Source organism: Pseudocitrobacter sp. CD920760 (genome assembly GCF_057782505.1).
Genome location: NZ_CM173490.1, coordinates 3,801,430 through 3,818,796 on the forward strand (window position 1 = coordinate 3,801,430; position 17,367 = coordinate 3,818,796).

At 57.0% G+C, this 17,367-nt stretch carries 19 protein-coding genes; 3 read left to right on the forward strand and 16 right to left on the reverse strand.

Annotated features, from left to right (window positions below):
- Positions 1-200: 200 nt before the first annotated feature.
- The 4 genes from AC1MKH_RS17840 to AC1MKH_RS17855 all read right to left on the reverse strand — a co-directional run bounded on the left by AC1MKH_RS17840 (position 201) and on the right by AC1MKH_RS17855 (position 2,698).
- Entirely contained in the window at positions 201-1,100 is a 900-nt protein-coding gene (locus AC1MKH_RS17840; protein ID WP_276219510.1) for a Dyp-type peroxidase, read from the reverse strand.
- A gap of 98 nt (positions 1,101-1,198) precedes the next feature.
- Positions 1,199-1,774: an RpoE-regulated lipoprotein gene (locus tag AC1MKH_RS17845; protein ID WP_276219508.1), complete on the reverse strand. Its 576-nt coding sequence runs from the start codon at positions 1,772-1,774 to the stop codon at positions 1,199-1,201.
- A 62-nt stretch (positions 1,775-1,836) separates the two neighbouring features.
- Positions 1,837-2,286: a DUF2919 domain-containing protein gene (locus AC1MKH_RS17850; protein ID WP_276219506.1), complete on the reverse strand. Its 450-nt coding sequence runs from the start codon at positions 2,284-2,286 to the stop codon at positions 1,837-1,839.
- Positions 2,273-2,698 carry a GNAT family acetyltransferase gene (locus AC1MKH_RS17855; RefSeq protein WP_015963500.1) on the reverse strand — a complete coding sequence of 142 codons (426 nt, stop codon included), beginning with the start codon at positions 2,696-2,698 and terminating at the stop codon, positions 2,273-2,275. The genes AC1MKH_RS17850 and AC1MKH_RS17855 overlap by 14 nt, the downstream gene beginning before the upstream one ends.
- A 214-nt stretch (positions 2,699-2,912) precedes the next feature.
- Here AC1MKH_RS17855 and amiA point away from each other — a divergent pair, with 214 nt between their 5' ends.
- The gene (gene amiA, locus AC1MKH_RS17860) at positions 2,913-3,779 is read left to right on the forward strand and encodes an N-acetylmuramoyl-L-alanine amidase AmiA (protein ID WP_276219502.1); all 867 of its coding nucleotides are present in this window, start codon (positions 2,913-2,915) and stop codon (positions 3,777-3,779) included.
- Positions 3,779-4,678: an oxygen-dependent coproporphyrinogen oxidase gene (gene hemF / locus AC1MKH_RS17865; protein WP_276219500.1), complete on the forward strand. Its 900-nt coding sequence runs from the start codon at positions 3,779-3,781 to the stop codon at positions 4,676-4,678. Before amiA ends, hemF begins: the two co-directional genes overlap by 1 nt.
- A gap of 67 nt (positions 4,679-4,745) precedes the next feature.
- Here the strand turns inward: hemF and eutR are convergent, their stop codons facing one another.
- The 7 genes from eutR to eutH are packed head-to-tail and all read right to left on the reverse strand — an operon-like array spanning position 4,746 to position 11,932.
- Entirely contained in the window at positions 4,746-5,798 is a 1,053-nt protein-coding gene (eutR, locus tag AC1MKH_RS17870) for an HTH-type transcriptional regulator EutR (RefSeq protein WP_276219499.1), read from the reverse strand.
- Positions 5,799-5,845: 47 nt separating this feature from the next.
- Positions 5,846-6,343 carry an ethanolamine utilization microcompartment protein EutK gene (gene eutK / locus AC1MKH_RS17875; RefSeq protein ID WP_276219497.1) on the reverse strand — a complete coding sequence of 166 codons (498 nt, stop codon included), beginning with the start codon at positions 6,341-6,343 and terminating at the stop codon, positions 5,846-5,848.
- A gap of 12 nt (positions 6,344-6,355) precedes the next feature.
- Positions 6,356-7,015, reverse strand: coding sequence for an ethanolamine utilization microcompartment protein EutL (gene eutL / locus AC1MKH_RS17880; protein ID WP_253897910.1), 660 nt, complete (start codon positions 7,013-7,015; stop codon positions 6,356-6,358).
- A gap of 9 nt (positions 7,016-7,024) precedes the next feature.
- Positions 7,025-7,912, reverse strand: a complete 888-nt coding sequence (gene eutC / locus AC1MKH_RS17885; RefSeq protein WP_276219494.1) for an ethanolamine ammonia-lyase subunit EutC — start codon at positions 7,910-7,912, stop codon at positions 7,025-7,027.
- A gap of 20 nt (positions 7,913-7,932) precedes the next feature.
- Entirely contained in the window at positions 7,933-9,294 is a 1,362-nt protein-coding gene (gene eutB / locus AC1MKH_RS17890; protein WP_276219493.1) for an ethanolamine ammonia-lyase subunit alpha, read from the reverse strand.
- 11 nt (positions 9,295-9,305) lie between these two features.
- Positions 9,306-10,709: an ethanolamine ammonia-lyase reactivating factor EutA gene (eutA, locus tag AC1MKH_RS17895; RefSeq protein WP_327621838.1), complete on the reverse strand. Its 1,404-nt coding sequence runs from the start codon at positions 10,707-10,709 to the stop codon at positions 9,306-9,308.
- The gene (gene eutH, locus AC1MKH_RS17900; protein ID WP_015963491.1) at positions 10,706-11,932 is read right to left on the reverse strand and encodes an ethanolamine utilization protein EutH; all 1,227 of its coding nucleotides are present in this window, start codon (positions 11,930-11,932) and stop codon (positions 10,706-10,708) included. Before eutH ends, eutA begins: the two co-directional genes overlap by 4 nt.
- 315 nt (positions 11,933-12,247) lie before the next feature.
- On the opposite strand from eutH, the gene AC1MKH_RS17905 reads away from it, so the two are divergent.
- Positions 12,248-13,234 carry an IS110 family RNA-guided transposase gene (locus AC1MKH_RS17905; RefSeq protein WP_488450733.1) on the forward strand — a complete coding sequence of 329 codons (987 nt, stop codon included), beginning with the start codon at positions 12,248-12,250 and terminating at the stop codon, positions 13,232-13,234.
- A gap of 32 nt (positions 13,235-13,266) precedes the next feature.
- Here the strand turns inward: AC1MKH_RS17905 and eutG are convergent, their stop codons facing one another.
- The 5 genes from eutG to eutM form a co-directional block, all read right to left on the reverse strand.
- A complete protein-coding gene (gene eutG / locus AC1MKH_RS17910) occupies positions 13,267-14,454 on the reverse strand; it encodes an ethanolamine utilization ethanol dehydrogenase EutG (protein WP_276219489.1) in 1,188 nt (395 codons plus the stop codon).
- Positions 14,444-15,280 (reverse strand): ethanolamine utilization protein EutJ, encoded by an 837-nt coding sequence (eutJ, locus tag AC1MKH_RS17915; protein ID WP_327621897.1) that lies wholly within the window; start codon positions 15,278-15,280, stop codon positions 14,444-14,446. Before eutJ ends, eutG begins: the two co-directional genes overlap by 11 nt.
- Before the next feature lie 10 nt (positions 15,281-15,290).
- The gene (locus tag AC1MKH_RS17920; RefSeq protein WP_327621898.1) at positions 15,291-16,694 is read right to left on the reverse strand and encodes an aldehyde dehydrogenase family protein; all 1,404 of its coding nucleotides are present in this window, start codon (positions 16,692-16,694) and stop codon (positions 15,291-15,293) included.
- A gap of 10 nt (positions 16,695-16,704) precedes the next feature.
- Positions 16,705-16,992: an ethanolamine utilization microcompartment protein EutN gene (gene eutN, locus AC1MKH_RS17925; RefSeq protein WP_015963487.1), complete on the reverse strand. Its 288-nt coding sequence runs from the start codon at positions 16,990-16,992 to the stop codon at positions 16,705-16,707.
- Between the two features lie 81 nt (positions 16,993-17,073).
- The gene (gene eutM / locus AC1MKH_RS17930; protein ID WP_015963486.1) at positions 17,074-17,367 is read right to left on the reverse strand and encodes an ethanolamine utilization microcompartment protein EutM; all 294 of its coding nucleotides are present in this window, start codon (positions 17,365-17,367) and stop codon (positions 17,074-17,076) included.

The following is a 17,367-nucleotide window of genomic DNA, read 5'->3' on the forward strand; positions in this document are numbered from 1 at the left end:
ACTGCGGAACAGCTCACTAATTAGGGTAAATCTCAGGTAAAAAAATCCCCGCAGGCGCGGGGATTAGCAGATAGGCCTGATAAGCGTAGCGCCATCAGGCATTGTGCAGGCGCTTTGCCGGGTGGCGGCTGGCGCCTTACCCGGCCTACAAAGTCCGTGCGGCCTGTAGGCCTGATAAGCGTAGCGCCATCAGGCGACGCTTAAAGTGCCAGCAAACGATCCAGCGACGGCGCGAAGTAGTAGCCGCCGGTAACCGGTTTGGTGAAGCGCAGCATCGCGTCACGTTTACCGTCGGTGTCGCCGAACATGCTCAGCAGTTGCTGTTCGATGTTGTGCAGACGCGCGCAGTAAGAGCAGAAATAGAGGCCGTGAGTGCCGCTGGCGGTGCCGTACGGCAGGCTCTGGCGAACAATTTTCAGCCCTTTGCCGTCTTCTTTCAGGTCAACGCGGCTCAGGTGAGAGGTCACCGGACGATCGTCGCCGTCGATCTCTTCGTTGGCTTCTTTGGTACGGCCAATCATCATTTCCTGATCCGGAATGCTCATGCGGTTCAGCTGTTTAAGGTTATGTTCCCAACGCTGAACAAACACATAGCTGCCGCCCGCATCGACGCCGTCTTTAATGACCGCCACTTCGCGACGCGTTTCTTCACCTGCCGGGTTTTCCGTACCATCGACAAAGCCGCTCAGGTCACGTTCTTCCACCCAACGGAAACCGTGGATCTCTTCCTGTACATCAATGCTGTCGCCAAAGGCTTCAACCGCCGCCTGCGCAACCGAGAAGTTAACATCCTGGCGTAAAGAGAGAATGTGGATCAGCACATCAAATTGGGTTGCTGGCGCGAGGCCCTTGCCGTAGCCCGGGAAATCTTTCAGCTCTTCCGCACCCACGCCGCCGCTCAGTTCGCGCCACACTTTCGGGCCGAAGGCAACAACTGCGCCTAAATGCGCATCGGGGAATTTAGCCTGAAAACCAGCCAGTTTATCGGCAAAATTTTTGCTGCACTGACGAAGGGCGTTTACATCCCCTTTCACATTGGCTTCAATCCAAATCGCCGCGCGGCAATGTTCCGGCAAAATGCCGCTCTGAACCTGAGACATCGCTCCTCCTTCACAAAAATGCCACGACATCGTGGCATTCAATTTATGAGGGCTATTGTACGCGTTTTTTCAGCACGAAGGATTAACCTTGCGCAAAATTAACGACGCCAGACGATCTTCTTCAGCGTCCAGTTTTTCAGCGCGTCATCGGACGGCATTAAATCCTGCGGGCCGCTCCATTCGCCGGTGAAGAGATAGCTAATATGCTGGCTGCCTTCGGCTTTACATTCAACGCCCGCGCTGTCATCACCGGTGGCTTTCTGGCAGTGCCCGTAAGCTTTGCTGTAGATATCACTAAAGGTCGAGCCAATTTCCACGCCGCTGTCGGTTTTGATGGCGCTATCCAGCACGTCAATGCGGCTTACGCTGCCGTTTTCGCCGTTCACCACCAATGCCAGCTTGTCGCCATTCAACGCTTCGAAGTAACGCACGATGGTACCGTTATCGGTTTTCATCCCGCTGCGCAGGCGATAATCGCCGCCCAGCGCGTCGTTAATCGCCTGTTCATCCAGCGCGGTGGTACTGGTGATTCCGCCGACGCCCTGCTCCGTGACTTCGGTCGAAGAACCAAACCAGTTCCACGGATTTGCCGCAGACCAGTTCACCGAAGAGAGCGTGGAACAGCCGGTTAAGGCCAGCGGCAGGGCACATACAAGTAAACGCAGCGATTTCATCTCTAAGTCCTTTCTTATTTGTTCAACGCCTGTTGGAGTGTGCTCTCGGCAAAAAGTGCACTTTATTCTGTAATTTCCCGGAAACAGGCGCGCAATCGGGGATTGGTCATCAACCACCAGAGCGCAAACAGGTCGATGAGCACCAGGCTCAGGCCAATACCGGAAAGCGGTTCGCCCTGAAGCCAGAGCCAGGGTTGCCAGACCAGCAGTACGCCCTGGGCGATAATCAACAGCGGACGCAGCGCGCGCCAGCAACGAGGAAAATGCTGCCGTCTGCCGCTCATCAGGAAAGCGAGCACCGCCGGTACGCCGGGCAGCAGACCGAGCCAGAAGTTATCGTGATCGGGATAAAACAGCCCAAGCAGCGCGCCGCCCTGCTCGCGCGATGCGCCAGCAATCACAAACAATACCCATGTTCGGGCCTGTAGCAAAAGTACAAGCCAGAACAGGAAAGGTAAACGCAGGCGGCCATGATGGTCGTAATCGGAAGGGAAAAACTCAGTACTCTTCATCTTCAATCAGGCGCTTACCTAAATTCAGCACGTCGCTGTGCTCGTAGCCCAGCCGTTCATACATGCCCAGCACCACGTCGTTATCTTCGCGGATCATAATCTGGATTTTCGGGCAGCCGCGCGCAATCAGCTTTTTCTCGAGACGATTGAGCAGCGCATTGGCAATGCCGCGCCCGCGAAATTCCGGGTGCACGCCAAGGTAGTAGGCCGAGCCGCGATGGCCGTCATAGCCGCCCATCACCGTGCCCACCACTTCGCCATTTACTTCTGCCACCAGAAACAAGCTGACGTCGTGATGCACTTTGCGTTCGATATCCATTTCAGGATCGTTCCATGGGCGCAGCAGATCGCATCGCTCCCACAGGGTGATGACCTCTTCGAAATCGGCCTGGCGAAAAACGCGTATCTCCATGGTATCCCTGCCCCTTCTCGGGTTTAAAAACAGTGATTATGGCGTGATCGTCCGAATTAGCCAATATCTGGCGAAAATAGCGCAAAAAAATGCCATAATGCCGCTTCGTCACGTATTGAAATGAAAAGTAAAACAATTCTAATCTTCAGTTGTCGTAACGGGAAACGCGATACGATATAACATCTGGAACACTATTTTTTACAACTCAGGCCGAATGAGCACTTTTAAACCTTTAAAATCACTTGCTTCGCGCCGCCAGGTGCTGAAAGCCGGACTGGCAGCACTGACGTTGTCAGGAATATCCCAGGCGACCGCCAAAGAGGCGCCGTTAAAAACCAGCAACGGGCACAGTAAACCTGCGGCGAAAAAATCGGGTAAACGCATCGTGGTTCTCGACCCCGGTCACGGCGGTATTGATACCGGTGCGATTGGCCGCAACGGTTCGAAAGAGAAACACGTGGTGCTGGCGATTGCCAAAAACGTGCGTTCCATTCTGCGCAGTCAGGGCATTGACGCGCGCTTAACCCGTTCCGGCGATACCTTTATTCCGCTGTACGACCGGGTAGAGATCGCCCACAAACACGGCGCGGACCTTTTTATGTCGATTCACGCAGACGGCTTTACCAACCCATCTGCCGCCGGAGCGTCTGTGTTTGCGCTTTCCAACCGTGGCGCGAGTAGTGCAATGGCAAAATACCTCTCCGACCGTGAAAACCGGGCGGATGAAGTGGCGGGCAAAAAAGCCACGGATAAAGATCACCTGCTCCAGCAGGTCCTGTTCGATTTGGTGCAAACCGATACCATCAAGAACAGCCTGACGCTGGGCTCGCATATCCTGAAAAAGATTAAGCCGGTGCATAGACTGCACAGTAAAGGCACTGAACAGGCCGCATTTGTGGTACTGAAATCGCCGTCCATTCCGTCGGTACTGGTTGAGACCTCGTTCATCACCAACCCGGAAGAGGAACGTCTGCTGGGCACCACGGCATTTCGTCAGAAAATCGCCAACGCGATCGCGTCGGGTATCGTCAGCTATTTCCACTGGTTCGATAACCAGAAAGCCCACGCCAGGAAGCGCTAATGACCGTTGATGCAAACCAGGTAAAAGCCTTTTTACTGCAATTGCAGGACGGTATCTGCCAGCAACTCTCTGCGCTGGACGGTGGTGCGTTTATTGAAGACAGCTGGCAGCGCGATGCGGGCGGCGGCGGTCGCAGCCGCGTGCTGCGCGACGGCGATATCTTCGAACAGGCGGGCGTTAACTTCTCGCATGTTCACGGTGATGCGATGCCTGCATCGGCTACCGCACACCGCCCGGAACTCGCCGGGCGCAGCTTCGAAGCGATGGGCGTATCGCTGGTGGTGCATCCGCGCAACCCGTATGTTCCAACCAGCCATGCCAACGTGCGTTTCTTTATCGCTGAAAAACCGGGCGCTGACCCGGTGTGGTGGTTTGGCGGCGGCTTCGATTTAACCCCGTTTTACGGTTTCGAAGAAGATGCCATTCACTGGCACCGTACCGCACGTGATCTGTGCCAGCCCTTCGGAGAAGACGTTTATCCGCGCTATAAAAAATGGTGCGACGATTACTTCTTCATTAAGCACCGCAACGAGCAGCGCGGCATTGGCGGGCTGTTCTTTGACGATCTGAATACGCCGGATTTCGCCAGCTGTTTTGCCTTTATGCAGGCGGTCGGCAACGGTTTTACCGACGCGTATTTACCGATCGTTAAGCGACGCAAAGCCGCAATCTGGGGCGAGCGAGAGCGTAATTTCCAGCTTTACCGCCGTGGCCGCTACGTCGAATTTAATCTGGTCTGGGATCGCGGCACGCTGTTTGGTTTACAAACCGGCGGGCGCACTGAATCCATTTTGATGTCGATGCCGCCGCTGGTGCGCTGGGAATATGATTATCAGCCGCAAGCAGGCAGCCCGGAAGCGGCACTGAGCGAGTTCATTAAGGTCAGGGATTGGGTGTAATTGCCTGCACTTACCCTGTAGGCCGGATAAGACGCAACGCGTCGCCATCCGGCACACAGGCCGCACATTACGCCCACTGACACATCCGCTGATGCAGCGTCAGCGACGGCTTCTCGGCAAACAGTTGCTGGTAGTCCGTCGCAAATTGCCCCAGATGCCAGAATCCCCACTGCATTGCCGCGTCTTTCACCGTCATGCTTTTCGACCACGGGCTAATTAACTCTCTGCGCACGGCATTCAGGCGGATGCGCTTCAGCCAGGCGTTCGGGCCAATGCCTAAAATAGTATGAAACGCGTTTTGCAACGTACGACGGCTTACATGGAGTTGGTTACATAAATCAAGCACCGTCAGCGGCTCGGACATATTCTCCAGCACGTATTCCCGCGCGCGCGCCAGCAGCCGACGATAGCTCTGATGGCTGATACTCTCCGCCGTCATAATGGGCTGCGCCTCTTCCAGCAGCATCCCCATCGCCAGCAGCAGGTTATCGCCTAACATTTTGCGCACTGCGGGACGTTGCAGCGTTTCCGGGTCGGCGCTGAAGGTTGCCAGCGCCTGTTGCACAAAGCCCCACAGCGCGGCTTTATGCTGTTCTTTGACTTCCAGCGCCGACTGGTTGCGCAGCATATGCAACACCCTTTCCGGGTTATGCAGGAAATTGGCCTGGCGGGCAATCACATCTTCAGAAAGCACAATACCGAGGATGGTATAGTCATCCGGCGTGCTCAGTTCAAACTCCGTGCCGCCCGGACGCGTGGCGATTTCAGCGCTGCCGATACATTGCGAACCGATAAACCCCTGCTCACCGCGCGTGGCGGGAATGCCAAACCAGAAGGAATTTGGCCACACCAGGCATGACTGGCGCAGCGCCAGGCCGGTATATTCACGGAACACCTGAATATCATCCAGCAGAATTTCCGTGAACTCACCGCGAAATTTCCCCGGATGCAGTTGATCGTAGATCTGCTGCCAGGCGGTTATCGTCAACGCATGTTCATAGACATCCGTCGTCAGCCGCTGATGAACGTTATCCACTTCAACCTTTGGCGTCAGCTTAACGTTATCGGGTAACGCTTCATGATAAAGATGGTGCAAATCTGCGGTACGAGTCTTTTTCATGATCTGCATGCCGGAAGCGCTTTTGCACTTCCGGCACCTCCGGCGGGTTAATTTTTGACGCGATAGCGGCTACTGCGTTTACGCAACGCACCATCAGAAAAGAGCTGTTCCAGCACATTTCTGGCCTGTTCAAGCGGCCAGTCGAAGTGTGCCGCCACCTCACCTGCGGTCATTCCCTGACGTGCGTTTGCCAGCAGCGCCATTAGCGCGTCGGCAGATTCAGCCTCCAGCACGGGCGCTTCAGGCGCTTTTACCGGTTGCGTCGGCTGGCGGGTAAATCGGCCAATCAGCCACTGGGTATCCTCTTCCGGCCTGCCGATTTCCTTGCGGCTGATAACGAGACCGGTGCGCATTGCTGCTGCATACCCCGCATCGAGCGCGGCGCGACACGCCGCCAGGTCACCTTCCACCACCAGCGTTAGCCGGCCTGGGTCAAGCACCTGGTGACTCAGCAGGCGTACGTTGGCGGCTTTCAGCATCGCATCAGCCGCATCAACCGCCGCGACCATCCCCTCTACTTCCAGTAATCCCAGGGCGTTGATCATCCGCTACCTCCGTTACGCACGCTGGATAGGGTTGCGTGCAATATCCAGTACCGCATCGGTAAAGGCATTACAGGCAGCTTTACACGCGGCCTGGCTGCCCGTTAAGAATGCGGCGGAATAGTTCGTTTCCGACGGCGGCGGGACGTAGGTTACCAGTTGCACATCCGCCGATTTCAGCGCGGCATCAATGCCATAGGTGGCTTCCAGCGGTGGCGCGACCAGATACGCAATCGGGTCGCCCAGCGTGCATCCCGCCGTCGAGGAGAGATATGAACCGGTGCGCGATACCACGTGCGCCAGGAATGCGGTGTTTTCCGCATCGTTAGCCCACTGGAACGCTGCGCCGTTTTCAATATTGGCAACCATCGCGTCCAGACCGGCGCGAACTTCCGCCGGGTTCGGGCCGCCCAGCATAATCAGCACTTCACCGGCAGTCGGTGACGGGCCGTGCGCCGCCCCGGCGTACAGCGAGCGACCATAAACCACTTCAACCATCGCCTGTTTTGTCGCTTCGTCAGCGGCAATATACGTTACGTCATCAGAATCTGCCGTGATGAGTCCGAGACTACGTATATGTGGCGGTAATTTAAGTTCACGGGCGAACTCCGCGTTAACAGAGGCAATCACCCGCATGGCGGTGACGGACGGTCGAATCAAATCTAAAGCTGGCATGATGCCTCCTTAACGGGTCATATTGATGCCGGATGCTTTCTGCTCCAGCATACGTTTCGCCAAATCCACAATTACCGCCGCCGCTTCGACCGGTGGGGTACCGCCCTGATGAATATTGGAAATACAGGTTCTGTCGGCTTCCACGGTGGTTGCCACGCGCGGTGAGTAAACGGCATAGCAGGAGAGACTTTCTGACTGCCCCAGCCCCGGACGTTCGCCCACCAGCAGAATCACCACTTTCGCGCCGAGAAGCTCGCCAATCTGATCCTCAATCTTCACGCGCCCGTAGCGTACGAAGAACGGCGTGCCCACTTTCAGCCCGGCCTGTTTCAGGCCCGCCAGCAGCGGCGGCAGGATCTCTTCATAGTTGGCGGTGATGGCATCGGTAGAAAGGCCATCAGAGACCACCACCTGCACATCAGGGTTAGCGGCACACTGGGCTTTTAATGCTTCAACGGCTTCCGCACACAGACGGCGGCCCAGATCCGGGCGCGTCAGATACAGGTTTTTGTCGCTAATTTCAGAACGGACTTCCAGCAGCCCCTGCGCTTTCACCCACTCTTCCGGAACCTCTTTCAGCACCGTATCTTTAGAGCGCGAGTGGTCGGCCAGGAAACGCAGCAGCGCCTGTGTACGCGGGCGCGGGCCAGCGCGACCGGTACAAACGCGCGCCGCCGTGCTGCGACGCAGTTCCGTCAGGACGTCCGCGCGATGCGGGTTTTCAACGCCAATCCATGCTTTCGCTTCCGGCGAGCCTAAATCGAGCGAGCAGCTTTCCGTGGACGCAGGCGTCGCGCAGGTAATAGTGCTGCACTTCACTTCCGCTGGCGCGGCATCCGCCTGCCCCATTGACGCCATCACGCTGCGTACAATTTCTTCAATCTGTTTTTGATCCATGATGTGTTATCTCCGCGTCATCAGAAGAACAGTGACGGATCGCCCGCCCGTTTGGTCAGGCGACCGTTTGCCATAATGCCCATGCTCTCCAGCCAGCGTTCAAACTCCGGCGACGGACGCAAATTCAGCAACTGGCGTACGGTGGCGGTATCGTGGAAGGCGGTGGTCTGGTAGTTGAGCATGATGTCATCGCCTAGCGGCATCCCCATGATGTAGTTGCAGCCTGCGGTGGCGAGCAGGATCATCAGGTTTTCGTTGAGGTTCTGATCAGCGTCAGCGTGGTTGGTGTAGCAGCAGTCACAGCCCATAGAGATGCCGCTCAGCTTGCCCATAAAGTGATCTTCTAAGCCCGCACGGATAATCTGCCGGTCGTTGTAGAGATACTCCGGCCCAATAAAACCGACCACGGTGTTGACGATAAACGGATCGTAATGGCGCGCCAGCCCGTAGTTACGCGCTTCCATCGTCACCTGGTCAGCGCCGAAGTTAGCGCCAGCGGACAACGCCGAACCTTGCCCGGTTTCGAAGTAGAGGCAGTTTTCCCCGGCGATACGGTTGAACTCCGCGCCCACTGCGCGTGCTTCATCGAGCATCGCCAGCTCTACGCCAAACTCTTTCAGCCCTTTCTCGCTGCCGCAAATACTCTGGAAGATCAGCCCGCCAGGCGCGCCGCGACGAATCGCTTCGATCTGGGTGGTGACGTGCGCCAGCACGCAACCCTGGGTTGGAATATTGAATTTGTCGATTACGCCGTAGATGGTGTCCAGCACGCGGCTTAAGTTTTCCACGTCGTCCGTCACCGGGTTGACGCCGATCACCGCATCGCCCACCCCGAAGGAAAGCCCTTCGTAGATTTGCGCGGCGATACTCTGCACGTCATCACGGGTATCGTTCGGCTGCAAACGGGCGCTAAAAGTGCCTGGAATACCGATGGTGGTATTGGCCTTTTTGATAATCGGCATTTTCTTTGCGCCGTAGATCAGGTCCGCGTTTGAGCAAATCTTCGCTACCGCCGCGACCACTTCCGAGGTCAGCCCTTTGCGGGTAAAGGCAATGTCATCCACGCTGGTTTCATCACTGAGCACATGTTCGCGCAGTTCGCTGATGCTCCAGTTTTTAATCTGGTTGTAGGCCGTTTCATTGACGTCGTCCTGAATCAGCCGCGTGACGCAGTCTTCTTCATAGGCAATCACCGGGTTATTGCGGATATCCGCCACGGTCATTTCCGACAACACCTGCTTTGCCGCCACCCGCTCCTGCGAGCTTGCCGCCGCAACCCCCGCCAGCACATCCCCCGAACGCAGTTCGTTGGCCTTCGCCAGCACCTCTTTTACATCCTTGAATTGATAAACATTGCCGAACAATGTGGTCTTTAGTTTCATAAGTCGTTCCCTCAGGAAGGAAATGCGAGTGATTTCACCGTCACCGGCACAACCGATCCGCCAAAAAGAGGCGTACCAATGTCGATATAGTCCCCCGCGCGGACGGAAACTTCGTCAATCACCGCCAGCGGGAGTTGCTGTAATTGCGGGCGTAACAACATGCCCAGAGCCTTACCAAAGTCCTGCTCGGCCACCACCAGCAGGGGATGTGGATTCGGAAAACGCGCGACGAATTGGGTCAACGCGTCGATGACCGTCAGTAATGCGGCATAACGCACGGGAAGCCCGGCGGGTAGCGCCAGCACGTATGCGTCTGTTTGGGGACAAAGATCGAGCTGCGCCAATGCCTGCTGCCAGGCATCAACCAGGTTCGATTCAGTCTGTGGGATGGCCACCGGCAGATTGCGTATCGGCAAATCAACGCCATCCAGCCAAATTGTGCTGCCGGAAAGCGATAGCGTATGCGCGCCCGCACCAATCACCGTAGCGCGCACGGTTTGCGCCGGAAACTGCACGTTCATCTCACGCAGACGCGGCTGTTCGTGCAGTGCCGTCGCCAGCAGCGGGCCAATATCGGAAAAGCAAAACGGGTCGGCAGGCTGATGGCGATAACACTCACCCACACCGCCGGAAAGGGTGATAACGTCCGGTTTCACATCTGCGGGCAGAAGGCCGGTTTGCATCAACTGCTGCGCAAGCGCAGAGAGCGTGCCGCTCACCACTTCCACAATAAGATCAGCCATCCGCCGGGTAACCTGCCCAAGCTGTGCGCCAGTAAGCCCGCAGGCGTCGGTTCCCTTGCCAAAAAGGTCATCGACAATCATCTGCCCCGGCTTGTGGGCGTATACCACCCGGCCCTGGCTATCCGTTTCCAGCAGACGTCCGCCGATGTTCAGGCAGGCGGTACCGCTCACCTTTCCCGCTTCAAAGAGCGCATAGTTTGACGTACCGCCGCCAATATCAATATTCAACACCCGGCACATCCGTTGTTCCGACAGGGTTTGCGCCCCGGCGCCGTGCCCGGCAATCACCGATTCCAGATGCGGCCCGGCGCTGGCCACCACAAAATCGCCCAGCGACTGGGAAAGCGTCATGACCGCTGGGCGCGCATTGCGGGTTTTCGCACTCTCGCCAGTGATGATAATGGCCCCGGAATCAACGCTTTCCGGCGCAATGCCCGCAGCCTGATATTGCTCAAGGATTAAAGTTTTCAGCTCCGCTTCTTTTAATCCGCCCTGTTTATCGACAGGGGTAAAGAACACCGGGCTTTGCCAGCTAATTTCGCGTTTGATGAATTCGTAACGCGGCACCTGCGACACTGCCGCACGGTTAACCAGTTCCAGGCGAGAGAAAATCACCTGGGTGGTGGTGGTGCCGATATCGATACCGACGCTCAGTAGCTGGCGAGTGTTCACGATTGTGCCTCCGCTTCGGTTTTCACCTGTGCTGCGTCATCTTTCGGCACCAGCATCATTGCCACGCCAATCGCCGTGACGCCGCCAATCAGCTTGCCGACAATCATCGGGAAGATCATCGCGTTCATGTTAGCCGCCGCAAAACCTAAGTGATCGCCCAGAGCGAACGCCGCAGAGACCGCGAAGGCGCAGTTGATCACTTTGCCGCGGGTGTCCATCTGCTTCATCATGCCGAACATCGGAATATTGTTGGCAAGCGTTGCCACCATGCCCGCTGCCGCAATGTTATTCACATTCAGAAGCTTACCGACGCTCATCAGCGGTTTTTCAAACCAGCGGGTTAGCAGCAGCACCATCGGGTACGCCCCCAACAGCACGCAGGAGATAGAACCGATAACTTCAATGGCACGCATCACTTCGCCAGGTTTATCGCCAGGCGCCATAAAGATAGGATCAAGGCCTGGAATAAGTTCCCAGCCAAGCAGGAATTTCACCACCGCCGCGGCAAGGCCAATCGTAATCAGCGCGACGAGGAATTTGGCGAAGATCTGGAAGCCGTTGATCATTTTTTCCGGGATGAACTTCAGCCCCAACGCCACCAGCACCGCGACAATTAATACCGGGATCATGTTCATCAGGATCAACGCGAAGGTGAATTCCACCGGCTGACCGTTGATCTGCACGCCGGAATACATGGCGATTAAGCCACCCGCGATACAGCCGATGGGGATGGTGACGATCCCGGCCAGCACGCCAAGCGCCAGGTAACGACGGTCGGAAGGTTCGATAATGCCGAGCGCCACGGGAATGGAGAACACAATCGTCGGCCCCATCATCGAGCCCAGAATCAAACCTGAGTATAGCCACGCCGCCACATCGCCGCCCGCCAGCTCTTTAGCGAGGAAGAAGCCGCCCATATCGCACGCCAGCAGCGTTCCGGCGAACATTGACGGGTTAGCGCCAAGCATTTCATACAGCGGGATAATGACCGGGCCCAGCACGTGCGCCAGCACCGGTGCCAGCGCGGTCATACCGACCATCGCCAGACCCAGCGCGCCCATGGCCATAAAGCCCTCTTCGAACTGGCCGCCGGAACCTTCAATACTCTTGCCAAATTTACCGAGGAAACGTGCAGAACCGCCAAACTGCGACAGGATCCTGTCCACGGCGGCAATCAGCATAAAGAACATCATGATGTACATGATGATTTCGTTAATTCCCATAAAGTCATCTCCATTTTCAGGTGGTTTCGTAGGCCTGATAAGCGCAGCGCCATCAGGCAATGCTGCGGCTAATACGCCGGATGGCGGTGCAAGCACCTTATCCGGCCTTGTATCTTGAACTGGTAGCTGATTAGCTATCAGCTACATGAAACGGGAGAAGCTTGTATCCGGCCTGAAGACATCGATCTTTCGACGTAGCTTAAGCCTCCCGTTTCACCTTTCACGTCACTCAAAATCCGAACGGTAACCAGAAGCTCTGACTTCGTATGTACAAGGCTGGAATGACGTGTTGGCTCAGGTGAAAGGAGATTCTCGATGTGTACTCTCGGTATTGATGTCAGTAAAAATAAAATCGATGTTTGTCTGCTTACTGCCGGTCCCGGCGGCAAAAAAAAACACAAAGTTCTGACCAATGAACCCGACGTCTCCAGCAAAGTTATCGACTGGCTGAGCGCACAAAAATGCGTTCCGGAAAGTGTGACGGTCGTGCTGGAAGCGACGGGTATCTACCATGAAAATCTGGCATATGGCCTGCATGAAGCCGGTGTCAGAGTCTGCATGGCTAATCCCTATCGTGTTCGTGAATTTGCCAGCGGGATGGGTATTCTCAACAAGAATGATGCTGTGGATGCCTTCGTTCTGGCCTGTTATGGCGAGCTGAAACACCCGAATGCCTGGGTTCCACCTTCGCCCGAAGTCCGCAAGCTGAGGGCGCTGCTGCGCCAGCGGGATGCCCTGAAAGAGGATGTTCAGCGCACGGTGAACCGGCTGGAAAAAGCGAATTCCACAACCACTCCGCAGGAGGTCATCCGTTCACTTGAGCGGACGAAAAGCTGGCTGAGCGATGAACTGGCCCGGATAGAAAAACTCATAACCGATCATACAGATAACGATCCGGGGTTGAAGGCTGATCTTGATTTACTGAAATCGATCAAGGGCGTTAAAGATCAGGTCGGGCGGGAGATGCTGGCACTGCTGAAAGACGGGACGTTCAAAAGCGCCTCACAGGTCGCGGCTTATCTGGGTATCACGCCGGTAGAGAAAACGTCGGGGAGTTCGGTACGTGGCAGACCCCATATGTCAAAGACAGGGCCGTCGGAAGTACGGGCTAAGCTGTATGTTGCAGCGCTGAGCGCGTGCCGCTGGAACAAACAGGCAAAAGCTGTTTATGAACGACTGGTCGCAAAGGGTAAAGCCAAAAAAGCCGCACTGGGAGCGGTTATGCGCAAACTGGTGCATTTATGCTTCGGAGTGTTAAAAACGCGGCTTCTCTGGGACGAAAATTATGCAGCTACCGCTTGACGTTCAAGACGGTAGCTACGTCCTGGTATGCTTTAGTGCGCTGCCGCGTACAGGCCGACAATCTGTTCCTGGCTCACGGTGCGCGGGTTGCTGCGCAGACAAATATCGTCCAGCGCGCCCTGCGCCCAGGCGTTGTAATGCGCAGGTGTCGCGCCAACATCGCCCAGCCGTTTGTCGATCCCTACTTCCGCAATCAGCTCGCTTACCGCGTTAATGGCGTCGCGATCGTCCGATTTTTTATTTCTCAGCGCCCGGCCAATCTGGCTAAACCGTTCGCGGCACACCATTCGGTTGAATTCCATCACCGTGGGCAGCAGCATGGCATTCGCCAAACCATGAGGAATGTGCAGCGTCGCCCCTGGCTGATGCGCCATCGCATGGCATAACCCCAGCCCGGCGCTGGAAAACGCCATTCCCGCCATACATGAAGCCAGCAGCATGCTCTCGCGTGCCGCCAGGTCATGCCCGTAGCCCACCGCTTTAGGCAGCGATTGCGCGATCATCGCCATTGCGCCAATCGCCAGGCTGTCGGTAAACGGCGAGGCATTCAGCGCGCTATAGGCTTCAATCGCATGGGTCAAGGCATCGATACCGGTCATTGCGGTGATATGCGACGGAATGCCCTCTGTCAGCGCGGCATCCAGAATCGCCACATCCGGCATCAGGGAAGCATGCGCCAGCACCTGCTTGCGCCCGGTCGCGGTGTCGATAATCACGGTTACGTTAGTGGTTTCGGAGCCGGTACCTGCCGTGGTTGGAATGGCCAGCAACGGCAGGCGCGGTTTCAAAACGCGAGTTTCCGATACCTCTGCCAGCGTGCTATCCGGGTTAGTCACCAGCAGCGCAACGGCTTTCGCCGCATCCAGCACCGAACCGCCGCCGAAGGCAATAACACCGTCGCCGCCAGATTCACGTAACTGCGCAACTGCCGCGCAAACATCCGTAATACAGGGCTCGCCCACCGGGCACGGCCAAATTGTGGTGGCTATCCCTTTAACGGCCAGGCTACGCGTCAGCGCGGCGGTCATTCCCGCCTGATGCAAAAAGCTATCGACCATCACGAACAGATGCTTCAGCCCGCGTGTCTGCGCTTCTTGCCCACAGCTGCTCACCGCCCCAAGGCCGCAGAGCGTCACTGGCGGGACGCTGAACGTTTTCATGCGTTGCAGATTCAGGGTATCGAATGCCTGAAAGAGCGCCGTCTGCAATTCACTTTGCATAGATCCCCTCCGCTTTCTCGCGCCCGCTGCTGGCAATCGCCAGCGGGGTCATAAACAGGCTGTGCTGCGGGAGATGCACCCGTAATTCCGGGAAGCGCTTGCGAAACAAATCAGCCACGCCCGGTTGCATACACGAACCGCCTGCCAGCCATAAATCGGTTATCCCCTGCCCTTCGATATGTCGGGCGACAATCTCCGCCATCTTTTCGTACACCGGCTTCACCACCGGCCAAATCTCCTGCGCATTGCTGCGCTTGTACTGCTCCGCCTCTTCCAGCGGAACGCGGCGGTTGCCCGCGAGCGTCAGGGAGATGTGGTGCCCGCCGGTAGCTTCATCGACGGAATAGACAACCTTGCCCTGTTTGACGATGGCGATTCCGGTAGTCCCGCCACCAATATCCACCACACTGGCGTTATCCAGCCGAAGCAGGTCTGCCACCGCGGTCGGTTCGTCCAGTACATGACTCACCTCCAGGCCCGCAGACTCCAGCACGTTGATAGAAATACGCGCGTCAGTGCCCGGCGGAAAAGAGGTCGCCGCGTGGGTGAAGCGACAGCCAAACTGCTGCTCAAGCGACGCGAGATGGCGGCGAACAATCGTCACCGCGCCGAAGAAATCCCAGACGATGCCGTCGCGCACAACGTCAGCCCAATCAAGACAAACGGCGACCGGCAGCCCCTCGAGGTCAACCACCATCGACACCACATCGCAGGTGCCCAGATCCACGCCCAGCCACAGCGGTGAGTCGCTGACAGCCGGGGTTTGCTGGCACAAGCGAGCGGCGTGTTGCAGGCGCGGGGTGAGCCACAGTTCGTCGAAGGCCATCTCGTTTTCCTTATACGATGCGGAATGCGTCTACCAGCACGCAGCGACGCAGGCGCACGAAGGTCCGCGCGCTGGTCACGCCTTCACCGGTAGGCGTGGTAATGGTCATGGTGGTCCAGCCTTCCCCGCCCAATCCGAGCCCGGCAATACACGGCCCGTTTTTGACGAAAATACTGGTATCAATGGCATTCGCCATCTGGTTCATGTTGTCGATATTGCGCGAGTGCATCGCGGCCGTGTGATGGCAGCCGCCTTCAAGGACCACCGCCAGCGCAATAGCTTCCGCCACGTTGGCGACGCGCACGACAGGCAGCACCGGCATCATCAGTTCGGTCACGGCAAACGGATGCGCAGCCGACGTTTCCACAAACAGCAACCGCGTCTGTTCCGGCACCTTCAGGCCAATCGCCGCTGCGATTTTTGCTGCGTCGCGCCCGACCCAGTCACGGCTGACGGAGCCTTTTCCGCGTTCGTCGATTTTGTTCAGCAATACAGGCTGGAGTTGCTCCGCCTGCGCGGTCGTCAGCCTGACCGCGTGCTCACCTTCCATCAGGCGCATCAGTTCGTCCGCCACGCTATCGACCACAATCAGCACTTTTTCATCAGCGCAGATGATGTTGTTATCAAAAGACGCGCCTTTGACGATGGACTGTGCAGCACGCGCAAGATCAGCCGTCTCATCCACCACCACCGGCGGATTTCCCGCCCCGGCGGCAATCAGGCGTTTATTGGTATGTTTACGCGCCGCCTCAACGACCGCCTCACCGCCCGTCACCACCAGCAGGCCGATGCCGGGATATTTGAACAATCGCTGTGCGGTTTCGATATCCGGATTGGCGACGGTCACCAGCAGGTTTTCCGGGCCGCCCGCAGCAACAACCGCCTGATTAAGCAGCGCAATAGCGCGTTGCGAAACGCCTTTCGCCGCCGGATGTGGGGCAAATACGACGCTGTTGCCCGCTGCAATCAGGCTTATCGCGTTATTAATCACCGTGGCCGCCGGGTTGGTGGACGGCGTCACCGATGCCACCACGCCCCACGGCGCGTTTTCTATCAGCGTCAGGCCGTTATCACCCGTCAGCACCTGTGGAGATAAACACTCCACGCCCGGCGTGCCGCGCGCCTGCGCCACATTTTTGGCAAATTTATCGTCGATGCGGCCCATGCCCGTCTCGTTGACGGCAAGCTCCGCTAATTCTCTGGCGTGTTTTTCACCCGCCTCGCGGATGGCGTGAATCGCCAGTTGGCGCATTGCCACGCTCTTCAGCCCCTGTTGGGCGATTTTTGCCGCCGCAACGGCGTCATCCAGGGAGGCAAAGACGCCCATTTCATGAACGTCGGCAACAGGCTGACTGCTGTCTTTCATTTTCAGCAGCACGGCTTTTACCACCTGTTCAATATCCTGTTGATTCATGATTTCTGCCCTATTTATGGAAAGTCACCTTACCGCCAGCCACCACTTCATCGACAATGCCGATAACGCACAGATCCACCGGCGACAATTCGCTGTGATGCGCCTGACGGGCAGAGCTGCCGCTGACCAGCAGCACCCACTCACCGGTTCCCGCACCGATATTGTCGATGGCGACAGCGCACTGTCCGTCGGGATTTCCCTGGGCATCGATCATTTCCACCATCAGCAATTTGTCATGTGCCAGTCCCTGATGGCGTACGGTACAAACGATTTGTCCTGTGACGACTGCCAGTTTCATACCCGCCTCCGTGGGTGAGATTTGCCGGATGGCGCTTCGCTTTTTCGGCCTGCGATGAATGCGCCATCCCGCACCGAGCCATTAAATATTGTTGCTGTCGCCCTTGAAGCTGATCGGGAACACTTCTTCCAGATCGCCGTGCGGACGTGGGATCACGTGCACAGACACCAGCTCACCAATACGCTGCGCTGCCGCCGCGCCGGCATCCGTTGCGGCTTTGCAGGCTGCAACATCACCACGAACCATGGCAGTACACAGGCCGCCGCCAATCTGCTTCACGCCGACCAGTTTCACGCGTGCCGCTTTAACCATGGCATCAGAAGCCTCAATCAGTGCAACCAGGCCCCGGGTTTCAATCATTCCTAATGCTTCCAT

Bases quoted from the DNA above. Each gene is read 5' to 3' on its own strand.
- AC1MKH_RS17840 (WP_276219510.1), bottom strand. From the start codon at position 1,100: ATGTCTCAGGTTCAGAGCGGCATTTTGCCGGAACATTGCCGCGCGGCG.
- AC1MKH_RS17845 (WP_276219508.1), bottom strand. From the start codon at position 1,774: ATGAAATCGCTGCGTTTACTTGTATGTGCCCTGCCGCTGGCCTTAACC.
- AC1MKH_RS17850 (WP_276219506.1), bottom strand. From the start codon at position 2,286: ATGAAGAGTACTGAGTTTTTCCCTTCCGATTACGACCATCATGGCCGC.
- AC1MKH_RS17855 (WP_015963500.1), bottom strand. From the start codon at position 2,698: ATGGAGATACGCGTTTTTCGCCAGGCCGATTTCGAAGAGGTCATCACC.
- amiA (WP_276219502.1), top strand. From the start codon at position 2,913: ATGAGCACTTTTAAACCTTTAAAATCACTTGCTTCGCGCCGCCAGGTG.
- hemF (WP_276219500.1), top strand. From the start codon at position 3,779: ATGACCGTTGATGCAAACCAGGTAAAAGCCTTTTTACTGCAATTGCAG.
- eutR (WP_276219499.1), bottom strand. From the start codon at position 5,798: ATGAAAAAGACTCGTACCGCAGATTTGCACCATCTTTATCATGAAGCG.
- eutK (WP_276219497.1), bottom strand. From the start codon at position 6,343: ATGATCAACGCCCTGGGATTACTGGAAGTAGAGGGGATGGTCGCGGCG.
- eutL (WP_253897910.1), bottom strand. From the start codon at position 7,015: ATGCCAGCTTTAGATTTGATTCGACCGTCCGTCACCGCCATGCGGGTG.
- eutC (WP_276219494.1), bottom strand. From the start codon at position 7,912: ATGGATCAAAAACAGATTGAAGAAATTGTACGCAGCGTGATGGCGTCA.
- eutB (WP_276219493.1), bottom strand. From the start codon at position 9,294: ATGAAACTAAAGACCACATTGTTCGGCAATGTTTATCAATTCAAGGAT.
- eutH (WP_015963491.1), bottom strand. From the start codon at position 11,932: ATGGGAATTAACGAAATCATCATGTACATCATGATGTTCTTTATGCTG.
- AC1MKH_RS17905 (WP_488450733.1), top strand. From the start codon at position 12,248: ATGTGTACTCTCGGTATTGATGTCAGTAAAAATAAAATCGATGTTTGT.
- eutG (WP_276219489.1), bottom strand. From the start codon at position 14,454: ATGCAAAGTGAATTGCAGACGGCGCTCTTTCAGGCATTCGATACCCTG.
- eutJ (WP_327621897.1), bottom strand. From the start codon at position 15,280: ATGGCCTTCGACGAACTGTGGCTCACCCCGCGCCTGCAACACGCCGCT.
- AC1MKH_RS17920 (WP_327621898.1), bottom strand. From the start codon at position 16,694: ATGAATCAACAGGATATTGAACAGGTGGTAAAAGCCGTGCTGCTGAAA.
- eutN (WP_015963487.1), bottom strand. From the start codon at position 16,992: ATGAAACTGGCAGTCGTCACAGGACAAATCGTTTGTACCGTACGCCAT.
- eutM (WP_015963486.1), bottom strand. From the start codon at position 17,367: ATGGAAGCATTAGGAATGATTGAAACCCGGGGCCTGGTTGCACTGATT.